We start from the raw sequence: 15,483 nt of genomic DNA, 5'->3' as shown, positions 1-15,483 counted from the left end.
GCGCATCCGGGAGCGTGCGCGGGGCTGGCATTTTAGCCCATCGGGTTTGAATAAAACCTGCGCCCAGCGCCCGTCAATCCTGCGCAATGTGCTACAAAAAAAGTAGCGGACTATTCAGTGATGCCCGTGCGTGCGAGCAGATCGCTGACCAGTTCGAGCCGCATCAACGGACTGTCGAGCTCCATCAGGCGCTGGCGCAGTTCGAGTTGCATCGGCACCAGTTCGCACCAACGGTTGGCCACCCAGCCGCAATCGTTGAGCTGATAGGGCGCGCCGATGGGCAGCCGCACCGCTTCGCCTTGCGCACGCCGGCGCTCTTCCAGCGTGTCGATCAGGCGCTGCAGCGCGGTGGCGGTGTGCCGCAGGTCGTCGGGGATTTCAAGCGCGACGTCGTCGCTCACGGCCTCGACTTCGGCTACCCACAGGCCGTGCTTCTGCAGCTCATTGCTGCGAACCCGAAAGCGTTGCGTGCCCACGCATTCGATCTGCAGCAGGCCGCTCTGCGGCGATTCGAACTCGCGGATCATGGCCAGCGTGCCGATGGCGGCGAAGCTTTCCGCATCGGCGCCGGCCTTGCGCACTTCGCTGCCGCTGGTGAGGCTCACCACACCGAAGGGCGCGTCGGCCTTGCGGCACTTGCCGATCATGTCGAGATAGCGAACCTCGAAGATGCGCAGTGGAAGAAGGCCACCCGGAAACAGGACCGTACCGAGCGGGAACAATGGCAGTGAATGCAAAAAGGGTTGTGTCGTCATCGAAGAGCCTTGCGTGGCTATCATCGCATTCCGCTCACGGCCACGCCCCATGCTCTATCAGATTCCCTCGTTCCTTCTCGACGTGATCGTCGGCCTCCTCGGCGGCGCATGTCTGCTGCGGCTCTACATGCAGTACCACCGGGTGCCGTTCGGCAATCCGCTCGGGCGCTTCGTGTTCGCCATCACCGACTGGATCGTGCTGCCGCTGCGGCGCATCGTGCCCGCGGTGAAGCGCTGGGACATGGCAAGCCTGATCGCGGCCTGGCTGCTGGTGATGCTGAAGTTTCTGCTGCTGTGGCTGCTGGTGGGCAACCTGGGGCGCATCGCGACCTTGCCGCTGGTGTCGCTGGTCGGGCTGATGCAATTGGCGGTTTCCGGCCTGACCGCGCTGCTGGTGGTCTACGCGGTGCTGTCGTGGATTCCAAACGCCTCGCCGATGCTGCTCGACCTGATCTCGCGCCTGGCCGAGCCGCTGGTGCGGCCGTTTCGCCGCTTCATTCCGCTGATCGGCGGGGTCGACCTGTCGCCGTTGGCCGCCATCGTCGTGCTGCAGGTGATCGCGATCGTGCTGGGCAACCTGCTGGTGTTTGCCTATCAACTGACTTTCTGAAGCGAAAATAAAAAAGGGCCCGGATGCATCGCACCCGGGCCCTTTTGCTTTTGCCCTGTTTCGCTCAGCTGACCGCGTCGGCCGGCTGGCGCAGCAGCATGGCCAGCGTGCTGGCGATGGTCTTGCGCAGTTCGCGGCGGTCGCTGATGAAGTCGATGGCGCCCTTGGTCTGCAGGAACTCGGCGCGCTGGAAGCCCTCGGGCAGCGTCACGCGCACGGTCGATTCGATCACGCGCGGGCCGGCAAAGCCGATCAGCGCCTTGGGCTCGGCGATCACCACGTCGCCCACGAAGGCGAAGCCTGCCGACACGCCGCCCATGGTCGGGTCGGTCAGCACGCTGATGTAGGGCAGGCCTTTCTTCGCCAGGCGCGTGAGCGCGGCATTCGTCTTGGCCATCTGCATCAGCGAGAGCAGGCCTTCCTGCATGCGCGCACCGCCGGTGGCGGTGAAGCAGATGAAGGGCACCTTCTGCTCGATGGCGGTCTCGACGCCGCGCACGAAGCGCTCGCCGACCACGCTGCCCATGCTGCCGCCCATGAATTCGAACTCGAAGCAGGCCACGACCACGCTGATGCTGTGGACCGAGCCGCCCATGACGACCAGCGCATCGGTTTCGCCGGTGTTTTCCAGGGCTTCCTTCAGGCGCTCGGGGTACTTGCGGCTGTCCTTGAACTTCAGGGCGTCGACCGGCAGCACTTCCTGGCCGACTTCATAGCGGCCCTCGGCATCGAGGAACGCGTCGAGCCGCGCGCGGGCGCCGATGCGATGGTGGTGGCTGCAGCTGGGGCAGACGTTCTGGTTGTGCTCGAGATCGGTCTTGTACAGAACGGTCTCGCAGGCGGGGCATTTGATCCACAGGCCCTCGGGCACCTGGCGGCGCTCGGACGGGTCGGTTTGTGCGATCTTGGCGGGTAGCAGTTTTTCAAGCCAGCTCATAAGGGGCTCCTTGTGTTGGCGGTGATTATCGACCAGCCGCGTTCTTGGCCGTGGCGGCAGGCAGCGCGTCGAGCGCCTCGCGGATGCCCGCAAGGAATTCGCGCACCGCCGGCACCACCCGCTCGCGGGGCTGGTCTTCGATGAGTTGAATGATCTTGGTACCGATGATGACCGCATCCGCGGCCGATCCGACCGCCTGCGCCGTGCGCGCATCGCGGATGCCGAAGCCCACGCCGACCGGGATGCTCAAGTGCTGGCGGATGCGCGGGACCATCTGGCCGACCGCCTCGGTGTCGAGGTGGCCAGCGCCGGTCACGCCCTTGAGCGACACGTAGTAGACGTAGCCGCTGGCAATGCGAGCCACTTGGGCCATACGCTCGTCGGTGCTGGTGGGCGCCAGCAGGAAGATCAGATCGATGCCGGCAGCCTTCAGCTCGGCGGCGAAGTCTTCGCACTCTTCGGGCGGGTAGTCGACCACCAGCAGGCCGTCGACGCCAGCGGCGACCGCATCGCGGATGAAGGCTTTCTTGCCGTGCACGAGGTCGTAGCGCTCGACCGGATTGGCGTATCCCATCAGCACCACGGGCGTCGTCGAGTCCTTCTGGCGGAAGGCGGCCACGATGGCGAGCACCTGCTTCATGCCGATGCCCAATGCCAGCGCGGCTTCGCCGGCTTTCTGGATCACAGGCCCGTCGGCCATGGGGTCGGAGAAGGGCACGCCCAGCTCGATCACGTCGGCGCCGGCCTCGACCATGCCGTGCATCAGCTCGGGCGTGATGTCGGCGAAAGGGAAGCCGGCGGTCACGTAGGGGATGAGGGCGCGACGGCCGTCTTTTTTCAGCGCGTCGAAGGTGGCGGCAATGCGGCTCATCACTTGCCTCCCTTCACGCTCAGACCGCGCATCGAGGGCCGGTCGTAGAAATCGACGCCCGACAGATCGGCGACGGTGCCGATGTCCTTGTCGCCGCGGCCCGAGAGGTTCACCAGGATCGACTGGTCGGGGCGCATGGTCTTGGCGAGCTTCATTGCATGGGCCAGGGCATGGCTGGATTCGAGCGCGGGGATGATGCCCTCCGTTCGGCACAGGTAGTGGAAGGCTTCGAGCGCTTCGGTGTCGGTGATGCCGACGTATTCGGCGCGGCCGATGTCGGCCAGGTACGCGTGCTCGGGGCCCACGCCTGGGTAGTCGAGGCCCGCGCTGATGCTGTGGGTCTCGGTGATCTGCCCGTCCTCGTTTTGCAGCAGGTAGGTGCGGTTGCCGTGCAGCACGCCGGGGCTGCCGCGCAGGATCGACGCTGAATGCTTGCCGCTGTCGAGCCCTTCGCCCGCAGCTTCCACGCCAATCAGGCGCGTGCCAGCGAACGGGATGTAGGGATGGAAGATGCCCATGGCGTTGCTGCCGCCGCCCACGCAGGCGACGACCACGTCGGGCTGCTTGCCCTCGGCCTCGCCGGTGATGCCGTCGGCCGCGAGCATGGCCGGCATCTGCTCGATGCACTCGGTGCCGATCACGCTCTGGAAGTCGCGCACCATGGTCGGATAGGGGTGGGGGCCGGCGACGGTGCCGATGATGTAGAAGGTGTTTTCCACATTGGTGACCCAGTCGCGCATCGCCTCGTTGAGCGCGTCCTTCAGCGTCTTGCTGCCGGATTCGACGGGCACCACGGTCGCGCCGAGCAGGTTCATGCGGTAGACGTTGGGGCTCTGGCGCTTCACGTCCTGGCTGCCCATGTAGACCACGCATTCGAGGCCATAGCGCGCGCAGATGGTGGCGGTGGCCACGCCGTGCTGGCCGGCGCCGGTTTCGGCAATGACGCGGGGCTTGCCCATGCGGCGAGCGAGCATCGCCTGGCCGATCACGTTGTTGATCTTGTGCGCGCCGGTGTGGTTCAGGTCTTCGCGCTTCAGGTAGATCTGCGCGCCGCCCATTTCACGGCTGGTGCGTGCGGCGTGGTAGATCGGCGAGGGGCGGCCGACGAAGTGCTTCAGCTCATAGTGGAATTCGGCGAGAAACGCCGGATCGTCCTTGAACCTGGCGTACGCGTCGCGCAGTTCGTTGATCGCGTGGGTGAGCGTTTCGCTCGCGAAGGTGCCGCCGTAGTTGCCGAAATGGCCGGTGGCATCGGGTTGCTGGTAGTCCTGGAATTGGCTTTGCATGGTTCTCGATCGGTGAGCCGCAGCCCGACAACGATCGGCTGCGGCGGCTAACTGGAGAAGGACGCGTCGGCAGCCCTGACGGCTGCGACGAATTGCCGGATCTTTCCGGCGTCCTTGAGGCCCTTGTTCCCGGGACCGTCGATTTCGACGCCCGAGCTCACATCAACGGACAGCGTCTTGCAGCGCGTCCGCAGGCTGTGAATGCCATCGCTCACGTTTGCAGGTGTGAGCCCACCACTCAAGACGAGGTGAGCGTCGACGGCGGGTGGAAGAAGTGACCAATCGAATGCCTTGCCGCCACCGCCATAACCTTCGACGTGCGCGTCGAGCAGGATGGCCTGGGCGTGGGAGTAATCGGACGCGTATTTTACGAGGTCGAAGCCGGCCCCGGCAGCCCCCAGCGGAATGCGGGCGGCGCGCATGTAGCGAAAGCGCCCCGGGCCGCTGGCTTCTTCGCACTGTTGGGGCGTCTCCTCGCCGTGGAATTGCGCGATGGCGCCCTTCACGCGGCTGAGTGCTGCTATGACTTTGGGAGCATCCTCGTTCACGAACAGCAGCACGGGCGTGATGAACGGGGGCAGGCGCGAGGCCAGTTCGGCGGCGCGCTCGGGTGTCACGGCCCGGGGGCTCTTCGCGTAGAGCACGAAGCCGATGGCGTCGGCGCCGGCTTCGACTGCCGCATCCACGTCGGCCTCACGTGTCAGGCCACAGATCTTGATGCGGGTGCGGGGAACGGGAGGCGCGGTCATGGCGGACCATCATACGGAGCCCCGCCGGCCTGCAGCGTGGCTTCCGCCGGCAGACCCCACTTGGCGTCGTACAACGGGCCCAGGAAATACAGGCCGTCCGCGGAGAAGGTGGGCGCCGCCACCTTGCGGCTGCGCGCCTCGAGCACTTCAGAAATCCACTCGGGCCGTTCGTCGCCACGGCCGATGCGCACGAGGCAACCCATCAGGTTGCGGATCATGTGGTGCAGGAAGGCGTCGGCTTCGAATTCGAAATGCCAGCGGCAGCGTTCGCCGTCGCCCACGCGCGTGATCTCGATGCGCCGCAGGTCCTTGACCGGCGAGCGCGCCTGGCAGGCCGAGGCGCGGAACGAACTGAAGTCGTGCCGCCCGACGAGCAGCGCGGCCGCGGCGCGCATCGCATCGCCGTCGAGCGCATGCATCGACCAGCCGACCCGGCCCGTATCGAGGCTGGGCCGCACCGGCGATTGAGAAAGCACGTAGAGGTAGCGGCGCGCCAGGGCACTGGCACGGCAGTGGAATTCGTCGGGCACCGGCTGCGCCCACTGCACCGCTATGTCGTCGGGCAGAAAGCGGTTGGTGCCGCGCATCCAGGAGAAGGGTTCGCGCTCGACGGCGGTGTCGAAGTGCACCACCTGCATCAGCGCGTGCACACCGGCATCGGTGCGACCGGCGCACAGCGTGCCGATGGGCTGCGCGGCGAACTTCGTGAGGGCCGCTTCGAGCTTGTCCTGCACCGTGCGGCCCGAGCGCTGGCTTTGCCAGCCCTCGTACGCTTGGCCGTTGTACCGGATGCCGAGCGCCAGCCTCACGAATTCAGGAAGAACGACAGGAGCGGCAATCGCTCAGCGCAGTTCTGCGAGCAGTTGACGGGCTTGCGACTTGAGGTCGCCGGCGCTTTCGGCTTCGACTTCCTCGACCAGCGAGCGGGCGCCTTCGACGTCGCCAATGGCTTGCAGTTCGCGAGCGAGCGACAGCTTGACGGCGTGCGGGCTGTCGTCGCCTTCGTCGTCAGGCGCGGTAGCCGCAGGCCTTGCAGTTTCGGCCGAGCGGGCAGCGGGCAGGCCTGCCAGCGCGCTCATGTCGAATTCGATGAAACCCGAGTCGGCCGGCAGCGCATTGCGCAGCGCGGCGGGGCGGGTGTTGTGTTCCGCATCGCTCAGCGAGCTGGGGAGCGTGTCTGCCGACAGCGCGCCGGGGGCGGTGTCGAAGTCGTTCTCGAGATCGACAGGCGTTGCGGCGTGGCCGTTCGACAGGGACGGCGCGGGGCGTGCTGTCGTCGGAGCGGGCGCGTAGACCGACTTCGGCAGGCTGGCGCCGACCGGTGCGTGCTGGACCGGCGCAGGGGCGGGTGCCGGCGGCGTGGTCAGGTCGAGGTCGAAGTCCAGCGGTGCCACCGAGGGCACGAAGGCGGGCGGTGCAACGGCCACTGGCGGTGCTGCGGGAGGCGGAACTGCTGCCGGCTTGGCGGCCGAAGCGAGGGCGCCTGCGAAGGCGGCTGTCTCGGCAGCGCTGGCACCGCCACCGCTGCGGGGAGCGCCCGATTCGTACAGCGGGTTGCCCGGATCGAGATCCTTGCCCATGTCGACCACGCGGGTCCAGTCGGAGCCGAGGCCGCCGGTCAGCTTGTGCACTTCGGTAGCCAGGCCTTCGTAGGCGCGCACATCGCGGCGCTTGGCGTGGATTTCGAGCAGCTTCAGGTGGATGGCGGTGCGGTCGGGGTTCAGGCGCAGCGCTTCACGCAGGATTTCCTCGGCCTGCAGGTCGCGGCCGTAGGCCAGGTACACGTCGGCTTCGGCCACGGGGTCCACGTCGCCCGCGTCGAGTTGGCTCGGCGAGTACGACAGCGACGAGACGGTGGAGTCGCCGCGATGCTTGGTGTCGACTGATTCACCGCCGCTGGCGCCGAAGAACGAGTCCTTCGGGATGCGGCTTTCGAGGAACACGCTTTCGCTCATTTCCTCGCGCCGACGGCCCAGCACGCGGTACAGCAGGAAGCCGATCAGCAGCGCGATCAGCGCCGCGCCGGCCAGCATCAGCGGGTTGTCCAGCAGTTCTTCGAGGAAGGTGGGCTCCGGCGGGGGTGGCGGAGCGGGCTTCTTCACGGCTGGCTTCGGTGCAGCGGCGGCCACTGCGGCGCTGGCTGCCGCAGTTGCGGGAGCGGCACCGGCGTCGGTTGCAGCTGGCGCGGCAGCGACTGCGGCCTCGGCCGTCGGAGCCGGTGCAGCAGCAGGGGCTGCAGCCGTTGCCTCGGGCGTGGGCGCGGGGCTCGGTGCTGCTGCTGCGGGAGCGGCTGGCGCGGCTGCCGCAACGGGGGCGGGAGCCGGGACTGGTGCAGCGGCAGGTGCCGGAGCAGGGCTTGCGACCGGGGGGGCGGTCGTGGCACTGGTGGTCGGTGCCGGAACCGGGATGCCCGGCGTCGACGGTGCTGCCGGTGCAGCGGCAGGTGCCGACGAACCGGTGCCCGTTGCAGCCTTGAGCTTGTTCAGCTCGTTGATGTTCTTCGACAACTCCGCAACGCGGTTGTTGTTGTCTTGTGCCTGACGGGTCTGCGCGACCTTCTCGTCGGCGGCGCGGGTGGCCGCGTTGCCTTGCGAGATCGTGAGCTTGTCGGGGGCACTGGCCGCTGCATTGCGGTCTTCGACGTTGGCTTGCAGCTTGCCCGAGGCCTTGCGGCTGGCGGCGGCCACATTCGAGGTCGGCGCGTTGTCGGCCAGGCGCTGGCGGTAGGCGCCGAAGTCGCGGCTCTGTGCCGTAACCGTGCGGCGGGCTTCGTCCGGCAGAATGGCGGCCGCCTCGGCACCGCTCGGCAGGTCGAGCACCGCGCCGGCGCGCATGCGGTTGACGTTGCCGCCGACGAATGCATCGGGATTGGAGAGCAGCAGCGCCACCAGCATCTGGTCCAGCGACACGTCGGCTGGCTTGTGGGCGCCGGCGATCTTGCTGGCGGTGTCGCCGCGCTGAACGGTGACTTGTTCGCCGCCACCGCTGCGAACCGCCGGAGCGGCTGCGGTGACAGGGGCGGGTGCTGCCGCAGCGGGCGCAGGCGCCGGTGCAGCTGCCGCAGGTGCAGAGGGGGCTGCCGAAGGCGCAGCCGGCACCACCGGAGGGCGCTCGCGGCGAGCACGGGCTGCCGGGGCAACGCGTTCGGTCGGCGTGGCGATCTGGGGCGAAATGGGCGTGGCCGGTGCCGCCGCCTGGCGCGTGGCCGGCGGATCGAGCAGCACGGTGTAGTCGCGCACGATGCGGCCCGACGAACCGTTGGCCTCGAGCAACAGGTCGATGAACGGGTCGTTCAACGGGCGGTTACCGCTCAAGCGCACCACGTATTGGCCGCCGGCGCGGCGCTGAAGCGTCGCCTTGACGTCGCTCAGTGCCGAGTTGTACGGAACGCCCGCGCTCTTGAAAGCTTCGGCCGTGGCGATGTTGATCTTCAGACCGTCCGCCTCGTTGGCGGCGATTTCGGTCACGTCGATCTCGGCGCGCAAGGGTTCGCCCAGCGCCGATTGCACCTTCAGCTGACCCAGCGCGAATGCGCTGGCGTCGGTGCTGACGATGCCCAGGGCCACGGCTGCCGCCGCGCCAAGGATGGAAAGGCGCCAGCCATTCGATGGCAGAGGCGGGCGAGCGGCCGATGGGCTGGCCGCAGGCAACAGATGTCTTGTCATGCTGATAGGGGGCGGCTCAGGCCCAGAATTTGTAAGAGGACGTTAGCACCATCACCGGGCACTGACAAGGCAATGCGCTTGTTCTACCCAGTGCGCGCATACTTACGCACACATTCGATGTTGCCGTAAGGCAACAATTCATGTTTCAAAAGGCCCTGAGCAGCCCGCATCAGGCTTCAAGCAGGATACGCAGCATGCGGCGCAGCGGTTCCGCGGCGCCCCACAGCAGCTGGTCACCGATGGTGAAGGCACCAACGTATTCCGGGCCCATCGCCAGCTTGCGGATGCGGCCGACAGGAATGTCCATGGTGCCCGTCACGGCCACCGGCGTCAGGTCCTTCAGGGTGGCTTCGCGCGTGTTCGGCACGACCTTCGCCCAGGGGTTGTCGGCGGCGATCATCGCTTCGATGTCGGCGACCGGCACGTGCTTCTTGAGCTTGAAGGTCAGGGCCTGGCTGTGGCAGCGCATCGCGCCGATGCGAACGCAGAAACCGTCGACCGGCGTGGCAGCGGTGCTGAAGCCCGGGCCCTGGCCGAGGATCTTGTTGGTCTCGGCGCCGCCCTTCCACTCTTCCTTGGACATGCCGTCGCCCAGGTCCTTGTCGATCCAGGGGATCAGCGAGCCGCCCAGCGGCGCGCCGAAGTTGGCCGTTTCAGCGGCGCTAAGCGTCTGCTGCTTGTGCAGCACCTTGCGATCGATTTCGAGGATGGCCGACTTCGGGTCGTCCAGCAGGGCGCGCACTTCGGCGTTGAGGGTGCCGAACTGGGTCAGCAGCTCGCGCATGTGCTGCGCGCCGCCGCCCGAGGCCGCCTGGTAGGTCATGCTGGTCATCCACTCGACCAGGCCTGCCTTGTAGAGGGCGCCCACGCCCATGAGCATGCAGCTCACGGTGCAGTTGCCGCCGATCCAGTTCTTGCCGCCCTTGGCGAGCGCGTTCTCGATGACCGGCAGGTTGACCGGGTCGAGCACGATGATCGCGTCGTCCTGCATGCGCAGGGTGGAGGCGGCGTCGATCCAGTGGCCGTTCCAGCCGGCGGCGCGCAGCTTGGGGAACACCTCGCTGGTGTAGTCGCCGCCCTGGCAGGTGATGACGATGTCGCACTTCTTCAGTGCCTCGATGTCGTTCGCATCCTTCAGCGCGGTTTCGTTCTTGGCCATCGCCGGGGCCTTGCCGCCGGCGTTGGAGGTCGAGAAGAAGACCGGCTCGATGAGACCGAAGTCGCCTTCGGCCTGCATGCGGTCCATCAGGACCGAGCCGACCATGCCGCGCCAGCCCACGAGGCCGACCAGAGGTTGAGATGCGTTCGCCATTTCAGTTTGCCCTTATGAAAAAAGAAAAAGTTGTCTTTTCTTGCCCCCGACTCGTCGAGCCGGGGAGGGGCGTGACGAAGCGGGCTGCGGTTAGCCGGTAATCGTCTTTTTGGTGATTGCTGCAACGACCGCGTCGCCCATTTCGCGGGTGCCGACGCGCTTCGTACCTTCTGACCAGATGTCGCCCGTGCGCAGCCCGGAGGCGAGCACATCCTTGACCGCCGACTCGATACGGTCGGCAGCCTCGGCTTGGTTGAGTGAGAAGCGGAGCATCATGGCAGCGGACAGGATTGTAGCCAAAGGATTGGCAACCCCTTTGCCGGCAATGTCGGGGGCGCTCCCGTGGCTGGGCTCGTACAGGCCCTGGTTGCTCGAATTGAGCGATGCCGAGGGCAGCATGCCGATAGAGCCGGTGAGCATCGCGGCCTCGTCCGAGAGGATGTCGCCGAACATGTTGCCGGTGACCACCACGTCGAATTTCTTGGGCGCCTTCACGAGCTGCATGGCCGCGTTGTCGACCAGCATGTGGTCGAGTTCGACGTCCGGATATTCCTTCGCGATGTCGAGCATCACGTCTTTCCACAGCTGCGAGGTTTCCAGCACGTTGTTCTTGTCGACGCTGGTCACGCGCTTGCTGCGCTTGCGGGCCGCCTCGAAGGCCACGCGGGCGATGCGTTCGATCTCGGGGCGCGAATAGCGCATCGTGTCGAACGCCTCTTCGGCGCCCGGGAAGTGCCCGTCCGTCGCGATGCGGCGGCCGCGCGGCTGGCCGAAGTAGATGTCGCCGGTCAGTTCGCGAATGATCAGGATGTCCAGGCCCGCGATCAGCTCGGGCTTCAAGCTCGATGCATCCACCAGTTGCTCATAGCAGATGGCGGGACGGAAGTTCGCGAACAGGCCGAGGTTCTTGCGCAGCCCCAGGATCGCCTGCTCGGGGCGCAGCGGTCGGTCGAGCTTGTCGTACTTCCAGTCACCGACGGCGCCGAACAGCACCGCATCGGCTTCTTTCGCGAGCTTCAGCGTCGATTCAGGCAGCGGGTGGCCGTGCGCCTCGTAGGCCGCGCCGCCGACCAGCGCCGACTCCATCTCGAACTTCAGGTCGAGCACGTCGAGCACCTTGACGGCTTCCGCCACGATTTCGGTGCCGATGCCGTCACCCGGGAGAACTGCGATTTTCATAAATTGGTCTGAGGTTTTTTGAAAACGGAAATGCGCGCGATCAGGAGATCATCGTGTGCGCGAGCCACGGCTTCTGCGCCAGGCGCTCGGCCTCGAAGGCCTTGATCTTGTCCTTGTGGCGCAGCGTGAGGCCGATGTCGTCCAGCCCGTTGATCAGGCAGTACTTGCGGAAGGCCTGCACGTCGAACGCGAACTCCTGCCCATCGGGCTTCACGACCACCTGGCGTTCCAGGTCGATGGTCAGCTGGTAGCCCGGGAACGCGAAGGTCTCGTCGAACAACTGGGCCACCTGCGCTTCGGGCAGCACGATTGGCAGCAGGCCGTTCTTGAAGCTGTTGTTGAAGAAGATGTCGGCGTAGCTCGGCGCGATGATCGCGCGAAAGCCGTACTGGTCGAGCGCCCACGGCGCATGCTCGCGCGACGAGCCGCAGCCGAAGTTCCTGCGCGCCAGCAGCACCGAGGCGCCGGCGTAGCGCGGCTGGTTCAGCACGAAGTCGGGGTTCGGCTTGCGGCTGGCCGGGTCCTGGCCCGGAAAGCCGGCGTCGAGGTAGCGCCATTCGTCGAACAGGTTCACGCCAAAGCCGGTCTTCTTGATCGACTTCAGGAACTGCTTCGGAATGATCGCGTCGGTGTCGACGTTCTCGCGGTCCATCGGGGCCACGAGGCCCTTGTGCACGGTGAATTTCTGCATGTGTTGTCTCCAGATCAGGCGAAGGTGCGCACGTCGACGAAGTGGCCGTGCACGGCAGCAGCGGCAGCCATGGCCGGGCTCACGAGGTGGGTGCGGCCGCCGGCGCCCTGGCGGCCTTCGAAGTTGCGGTTGCTGGTGGATGCGCAGCGCTCGCCGGGCTCGAGCCGGTCGGCGTTCATCGCCAGGCACATCGAGCACCCGGGCTCGCGCCATTCGAAGCCTGCAGCCTTGAAGATCAGGTCGAGCCCTTCGCGCTCGGCCTGTTCCTTCACCACGCCCGAGCCGGGCACGACCATCGCGAGCTTCACGTTCTTCGCGACCTTCTGGCCGAGCTTCTTCACCACGGCGGCGGCTTCGCGCATGTCTTCGATGCGGCTGTTGGTGCAAGAGCCGATGAACACCTTGTCGATGAAGATGTCGTTCATGGCCTTGTTCGGCTCCAGGCCCATGTAGACCAGCGCGCGCTCGATGGCGCCGCGCTTGTTCGCATCTTTTTCCTTGTCGGGATCAGGCACGCGGCCGTTGATATCGACCACCATCTCGGGCGAGGTGCCCCAGGTCACCTGCGGCTGGATCTGCGCGGCGTCGAGCTCGACCACGGCGTCGAAGGTCGCGCCAGGGTCGGACTGCAGCGTGCGCCAGTAGGTCACGGCCTGGTCCCACTCCACGCCGGTGGGCGCGAGCGGACGGCCCTTCACGTAGCTGATGGTCTTTTCGTCGACCGCCACCAGCCCGGCGCGCGCGCCGGCCTCGATGGCCATGTTGCAGACCGTCATGCGGCCTTCCATGCTCAGGTCGCGAATGGCCGAGCCAGCGAATTCGATGGTGTAGCCCGTGCCGCCGGCCGTGCCGATCTTGCCGATGATGGCCAGCACGATGTCCTTGGCGGTGCAGCCGAGCGGCAGCTTGCCCTCGACCTTCACGAGCATGTTCTTCGCCTTCTTGCCAAGCAGCGTCTGCGTGGCCATCACGTGCTCGACCTCGCTGGTGCCGATGCCGTGTGCGAGTGCGCCGAACGCGCCGTGCGTGGAGGTGTGCGAGTCGCCGCAGACGACAGTCATGCCCGGCAGCGTCGCGCCCGACTCGGGGCCGATCACGTGCACGATGCCCTGGCGCTTGCTCAGGAACGGGAAGAACGCGGCCGCGCCGAATTCGGCGATGTTGTGGTCGAGCGTGGTGACTTGTTCCTTGCTGGTCGGATCGGCAATGCCTTCGTAGCCGCGCTCCCAGCCCGTGGTGGGCGTGTTGTGGTCGGCGGTGGCCACGACCGAGCTGATGCGCCACAGCTTGCGACCGGCTTCGCGCAGGCCTTCGAAGGCCTGAGGGCTGGTCACTTCATGCACCAGGTGGCGGTCGATGTAGAGGATCGCGGTGCCGTCTTCCTCGGTGTGGACGACGTGTTCGTCCCAGATCTTGTCGTAGAGCGTGCGTGCCATGTCGGTCTCTTGTCTTTCGTGGGGAAATGGATTGTCTGTCGTTGCGGCCGTGAATTCGAGGTTCAGGCCGCGATCTGTTCTGTGGCGTCCGCAGCCGCGTGCAGGTGATTCACCAGCGAGCGCGCCGCCACCGGCAGGGTGGAGAAGTCGCGCGCCACCAGCCGGATCTCGCGCGCCGCCCAGGCGTCGTTGAGCGCCACGCTCACGAGGCCGCGGCCGATGCCGTTCTGCATGAGCTCGAAGGCGCGCTGCGGCATCACGCCGATGCCCAGGCCGTTCTCGATCATCCGGCACATGGCGTCCAGGCCCGTCACGTGGATACGCAGCTTGATGCTGCGGCCAGCGTCGAGCGCGGCCTCGTGCATCGCGACGTAGATCGAGCTGTTGGTGTGCAGGCCGACGTGGTCGAAGTCGAGCGAATCCACGAAATCGATGGCGCCCTGCGCCGCCAGCGCATGCCCCGTGGGCACGATCAGCGCGAGGCGGTCGTGCCGGTACGAGAGGCTCTGCAACTCACCCGCGCCGCCGGCCACGTGGCACACGCCGAGGTCGGCCGCACCTTCCTGCACCGCGCGGATCACTTCGCTGCTCAAGTGTTCTTCAAGGTCGATCTTGATGGCCTCGTGGGCGCGCGTGAACACGCCCAGGTCTTCGGGCAGGAACTGCACGATCGCCGAGATGTTGGCGTGCACCCGCACGTGGCCGCGCACGCCGTCGGCGTATTCGCTGAGTTCGCCCTGCATCTTCTCCAGGCTGTAGAGCACCGAGCGGGCGTGATGCAGCAGGCTTTCGCCGGCGGGCGTGAGGTCGACGCCACGCGCGTGGCGGTAGAGCAGGGTGGTGCCGAGCGTGGCCTCGAGGTCGGACAGCCGCTTGCTGATGGCCGAGGCCGCGATGAACTCGCGCTCGGCAGCGCGGCCGATGCTGCCCAGTTCGCACACGGCAACGAACAGCTGCAGCGACGTGAGGTCGATGCGGCGGGCGAAGTTGCGTTCGGATGTGCTCATGGGGCTGTGGGGAGTCATCGCGCTTTGCGATGAGATTGCCATTTTCCCCTTGTTTTTGCCCTGCATCCATCGCGATGCACGATGGCATCGTTGCCGGGTGGCGACGGGATGCTTTGCGGCTGCACGGCTTCGCCGTGCGCGTCACCCAGGTCTGGTTTGCGTTTTCCACGTTCCCATCGGCAGCTTCCACAGCGGCGGCATCTGCGAGAACGGAGGCACCGTGTGGACAAGCTTGGCCAGGGCGAGCCGGCTGTCGGTGCCGATCTTGCTGAAGATCGCCTTCAAGTGCGCCTTGACGGTATCCAGAGTGACGTTCATGGCACTGGCGATGGCCTCGTTCGAGTTGCCTTGGGCAATCCACACGGCAACCTCGACCTGACGCTGCGTCAACTCCGGAAAGGCGTAGCGAAGACGGTCGGCTGGGGGGAGGTTGTCGACGGTACGCTGCTGCGCCTGGCGGTATACGCGCAGCACGTGCCCTCGGTAGATCTGGAGCCGGTCGCGCTGCGCATCGCTGTATGCCGGTCGCCCGATGACCCGATGCGCGCTCAGATCCAACGCGTATTCGCCGTGCTGAATCAGGACGCCCATGATGCGGTGGGCGCCTGATGGCAGGAAGACGTCGCGAGCCATGGGGAGCGCCATGAATTCCTCATCGGTAAAGACATCCGATTCACGCACCGCGCGCTCGCCGTAGAAGGCTGGATCCTTCTGCCAGAAAGGGTGGCTGCCCGCGTGACGTGCGTAGGCCTGGAACGCCGCCTGGCGCCGATCCGGGTCGTCTTCGACCGACAGCAGCGCGCGCAGCTCGCCGCTGCGATGGTGGACCTCCGTCCAGCCGACCACGTCGGAGTCCGTCAGGCGGACCACACCCTCGAAGAGAAGCCGCGGCAGCGTCAGCAGGTCAGGTTCGGCCTCGTAGAGGCGCACGATTTCCTGCAACAGGAGCGGGTCGGTGTTCATGACTACTCTTTCGGGTAATTGA

14 protein-coding genes are annotated in these 15,483 nt (G+C 66.5%); 1 reads left to right on the top strand and 13 read right to left on the bottom strand.

Annotated elements, in window-relative coordinates:
* Nucleotides 1-110: 110 nt before the first annotated feature.
* Nucleotides 111-755, bottom strand: coding sequence for an LON peptidase substrate-binding domain-containing protein (locus BMW87_RS07455; RefSeq protein ID WP_256216697.1), 645 nt, complete (start codon nt 753-755; stop codon nt 111-113).
* Between the two features lie 49 nt (nt 756-804).
* Between BMW87_RS07455 and BMW87_RS07450 the strand changes: the two genes are divergently transcribed.
* Nucleotides 805-1,365, top strand: coding sequence for a YggT family protein (locus tag BMW87_RS07450; protein WP_093049480.1), 561 nt, complete (start codon nt 805-807; stop codon nt 1,363-1,365).
* Nucleotides 1,366-1,429: 64 nt separating this feature from the next.
* Here BMW87_RS07450 and accD read toward each other — a convergent pair whose 3' ends face one another.
* The 12 genes from accD to BMW87_RS07390 all read right to left on the bottom strand — a co-directional run bounded on the left by accD (nt 1,430) and on the right by BMW87_RS07390 (nt 15,461).
* Entirely contained in the window at nt 1,430-2,302 is an 873-nt protein-coding gene (gene accD / locus BMW87_RS07445) for an acetyl-CoA carboxylase, carboxyltransferase subunit beta (protein WP_012746558.1), read from the bottom strand.
* 25 nt (nt 2,303-2,327) lie between these two features.
* The gene (trpA, locus tag BMW87_RS07440; RefSeq protein WP_093049483.1) at nt 2,328-3,173 is read right to left on the bottom strand and encodes a tryptophan synthase subunit alpha; all 846 of its coding nucleotides are present in this window, start codon (nt 3,171-3,173) and stop codon (nt 2,328-2,330) included.
* Nucleotides 3,173-4,459, bottom strand: a complete 1,287-nt coding sequence (trpB, locus tag BMW87_RS07435) for a tryptophan synthase subunit beta (RefSeq protein WP_093075571.1) — start codon at nt 4,457-4,459, stop codon at nt 3,173-3,175. The genes trpA and trpB overlap by 1 nt, the downstream gene beginning before the upstream one ends.
* Nucleotides 4,460-4,506: 47 nt before the next feature.
* Nucleotides 4,507-5,208 carry a phosphoribosylanthranilate isomerase gene (locus tag BMW87_RS07430; RefSeq protein WP_093075570.1) on the bottom strand — a complete coding sequence of 234 codons (702 nt, stop codon included), beginning with the start codon at nt 5,206-5,208 and terminating at the stop codon, nt 4,507-4,509.
* Nucleotides 5,205-6,017, bottom strand: coding sequence for a tRNA pseudouridine(38-40) synthase TruA (truA, locus tag BMW87_RS07425; protein WP_093075568.1), 813 nt, complete (start codon nt 6,015-6,017; stop codon nt 5,205-5,207). Before truA ends, BMW87_RS07430 begins: the two co-directional genes overlap by 4 nt.
* Nucleotides 6,018-6,050: 33 nt before the next feature.
* The gene (locus BMW87_RS07420) at nt 6,051-8,873 is read right to left on the bottom strand and encodes a FimV/HubP family polar landmark protein (protein ID WP_093075567.1); all 2,823 of its coding nucleotides are present in this window, start codon (nt 8,871-8,873) and stop codon (nt 6,051-6,053) included.
* Between the two features lie 169 nt (nt 8,874-9,042).
* The gene (gene asd, locus BMW87_RS07415) at nt 9,043-10,185 is read right to left on the bottom strand and encodes an aspartate-semialdehyde dehydrogenase (RefSeq protein ID WP_093075565.1); all 1,143 of its coding nucleotides are present in this window, start codon (nt 10,183-10,185) and stop codon (nt 9,043-9,045) included.
* 90 nt (nt 10,186-10,275) lie between these two features.
* Nucleotides 10,276-11,364 carry a 3-isopropylmalate dehydrogenase gene (gene leuB, locus BMW87_RS07410; RefSeq protein ID WP_093049500.1) on the bottom strand — a complete coding sequence of 363 codons (1,089 nt, stop codon included), beginning with the start codon at nt 11,362-11,364 and terminating at the stop codon, nt 10,276-10,278.
* Between the two features lie 40 nt (nt 11,365-11,404).
* On the bottom strand, nt 11,405-12,055 hold the full coding sequence (gene leuD / locus BMW87_RS07405) for a 3-isopropylmalate dehydratase small subunit (RefSeq protein WP_093075564.1): 651 nt from the start codon (nt 12,053-12,055) through the stop codon (nt 11,405-11,407).
* A gap of 14 nt (nt 12,056-12,069) precedes the next feature.
* Nucleotides 12,070-13,491: a 3-isopropylmalate dehydratase large subunit gene (leuC, locus tag BMW87_RS07400; RefSeq protein WP_093049506.1), complete on the bottom strand. Its 1,422-nt coding sequence runs from the start codon at nt 13,489-13,491 to the stop codon at nt 12,070-12,072.
* A gap of 62 nt (nt 13,492-13,553) precedes the next feature.
* Nucleotides 13,554-14,498, bottom strand: a complete 945-nt coding sequence (locus tag BMW87_RS07395) for a LysR substrate-binding domain-containing protein (protein ID WP_093075563.1) — start codon at nt 14,496-14,498, stop codon at nt 13,554-13,556.
* A 141-nt stretch (nt 14,499-14,639) separates the two neighbouring features.
* Nucleotides 14,640-15,461, bottom strand: a complete 822-nt coding sequence (locus tag BMW87_RS07390) for a helix-turn-helix transcriptional regulator (protein ID WP_093075561.1) — start codon at nt 15,459-15,461, stop codon at nt 14,640-14,642.
* Nucleotides 15,462-15,483: the final 22 nt, after the last annotated feature.

This window comes from Variovorax sp. OV084 (assembly GCF_900111625.1).
Taxonomy (GTDB): domain Bacteria; phylum Pseudomonadota; class Gammaproteobacteria; order Burkholderiales; family Burkholderiaceae_C; genus Variovorax.
This window is presented reverse-complemented; position numbering and strand designations above follow the sequence as displayed.

What these genes read in the sequence shown, in the direction of transcription:
- BMW87_RS07455 (WP_256216697.1), bottom strand. Translation starts at nt 755, where the DNA reads ATGACGACACAACCCTTTTTGCATTCACTGCCATTGTTCCCGCTCGGT.
- BMW87_RS07450 (WP_093049480.1), top strand. Translation starts at nt 805, where the DNA reads ATGCTCTATCAGATTCCCTCGTTCCTTCTCGACGTGATCGTCGGCCTC.
- accD (WP_012746558.1), bottom strand. Translation starts at nt 2,302, where the DNA reads ATGAGCTGGCTTGAAAAACTGCTACCCGCCAAGATCGCACAAACCGAC.
- trpA (WP_093049483.1), bottom strand. Translation starts at nt 3,173, where the DNA reads ATGAGCCGCATTGCCGCCACCTTCGACGCGCTGAAAAAAGACGGCCGT.
- trpB (WP_093075571.1), bottom strand. Translation starts at nt 4,459, where the DNA reads ATGCAAAGCCAATTCCAGGACTACCAGCAACCCGATGCCACCGGCCAT.
- BMW87_RS07430 (WP_093075570.1), bottom strand. Translation starts at nt 5,208, where the DNA reads ATGACCGCGCCTCCCGTTCCCCGCACCCGCATCAAGATCTGTGGCCTG.
- BMW87_RS07420 (WP_093075567.1), bottom strand. Translation starts at nt 8,873, where the DNA reads ATGACAAGACATCTGTTGCCTGCGGCCAGCCCATCGGCCGCTCGCCCG.
- asd (WP_093075565.1), bottom strand. Translation starts at nt 10,185, where the DNA reads ATGGCGAACGCATCTCAACCTCTGGTCGGCCTCGTGGGCTGGCGCGGC.
- leuB (WP_093049500.1), bottom strand. Translation starts at nt 11,364, where the DNA reads ATGAAAATCGCAGTTCTCCCGGGTGACGGCATCGGCACCGAAATCGTG.
- leuD (WP_093075564.1), bottom strand. Translation starts at nt 12,055, where the DNA reads ATGCAGAAATTCACCGTGCACAAGGGCCTCGTGGCCCCGATGGACCGC.
- leuC (WP_093049506.1), bottom strand. Translation starts at nt 13,491, where the DNA reads ATGGCACGCACGCTCTACGACAAGATCTGGGACGAACACGTCGTCCAC.
- BMW87_RS07395 (WP_093075563.1), bottom strand. Translation starts at nt 14,498, where the DNA reads ATGAGCACATCCGAACGCAACTTCGCCCGCCGCATCGACCTCACGTCG.
- BMW87_RS07390 (WP_093075561.1), bottom strand. Translation starts at nt 15,461, where the DNA reads ATGAACACCGACCCGCTCCTGTTGCAGGAAATCGTGCGCCTCTACGAG.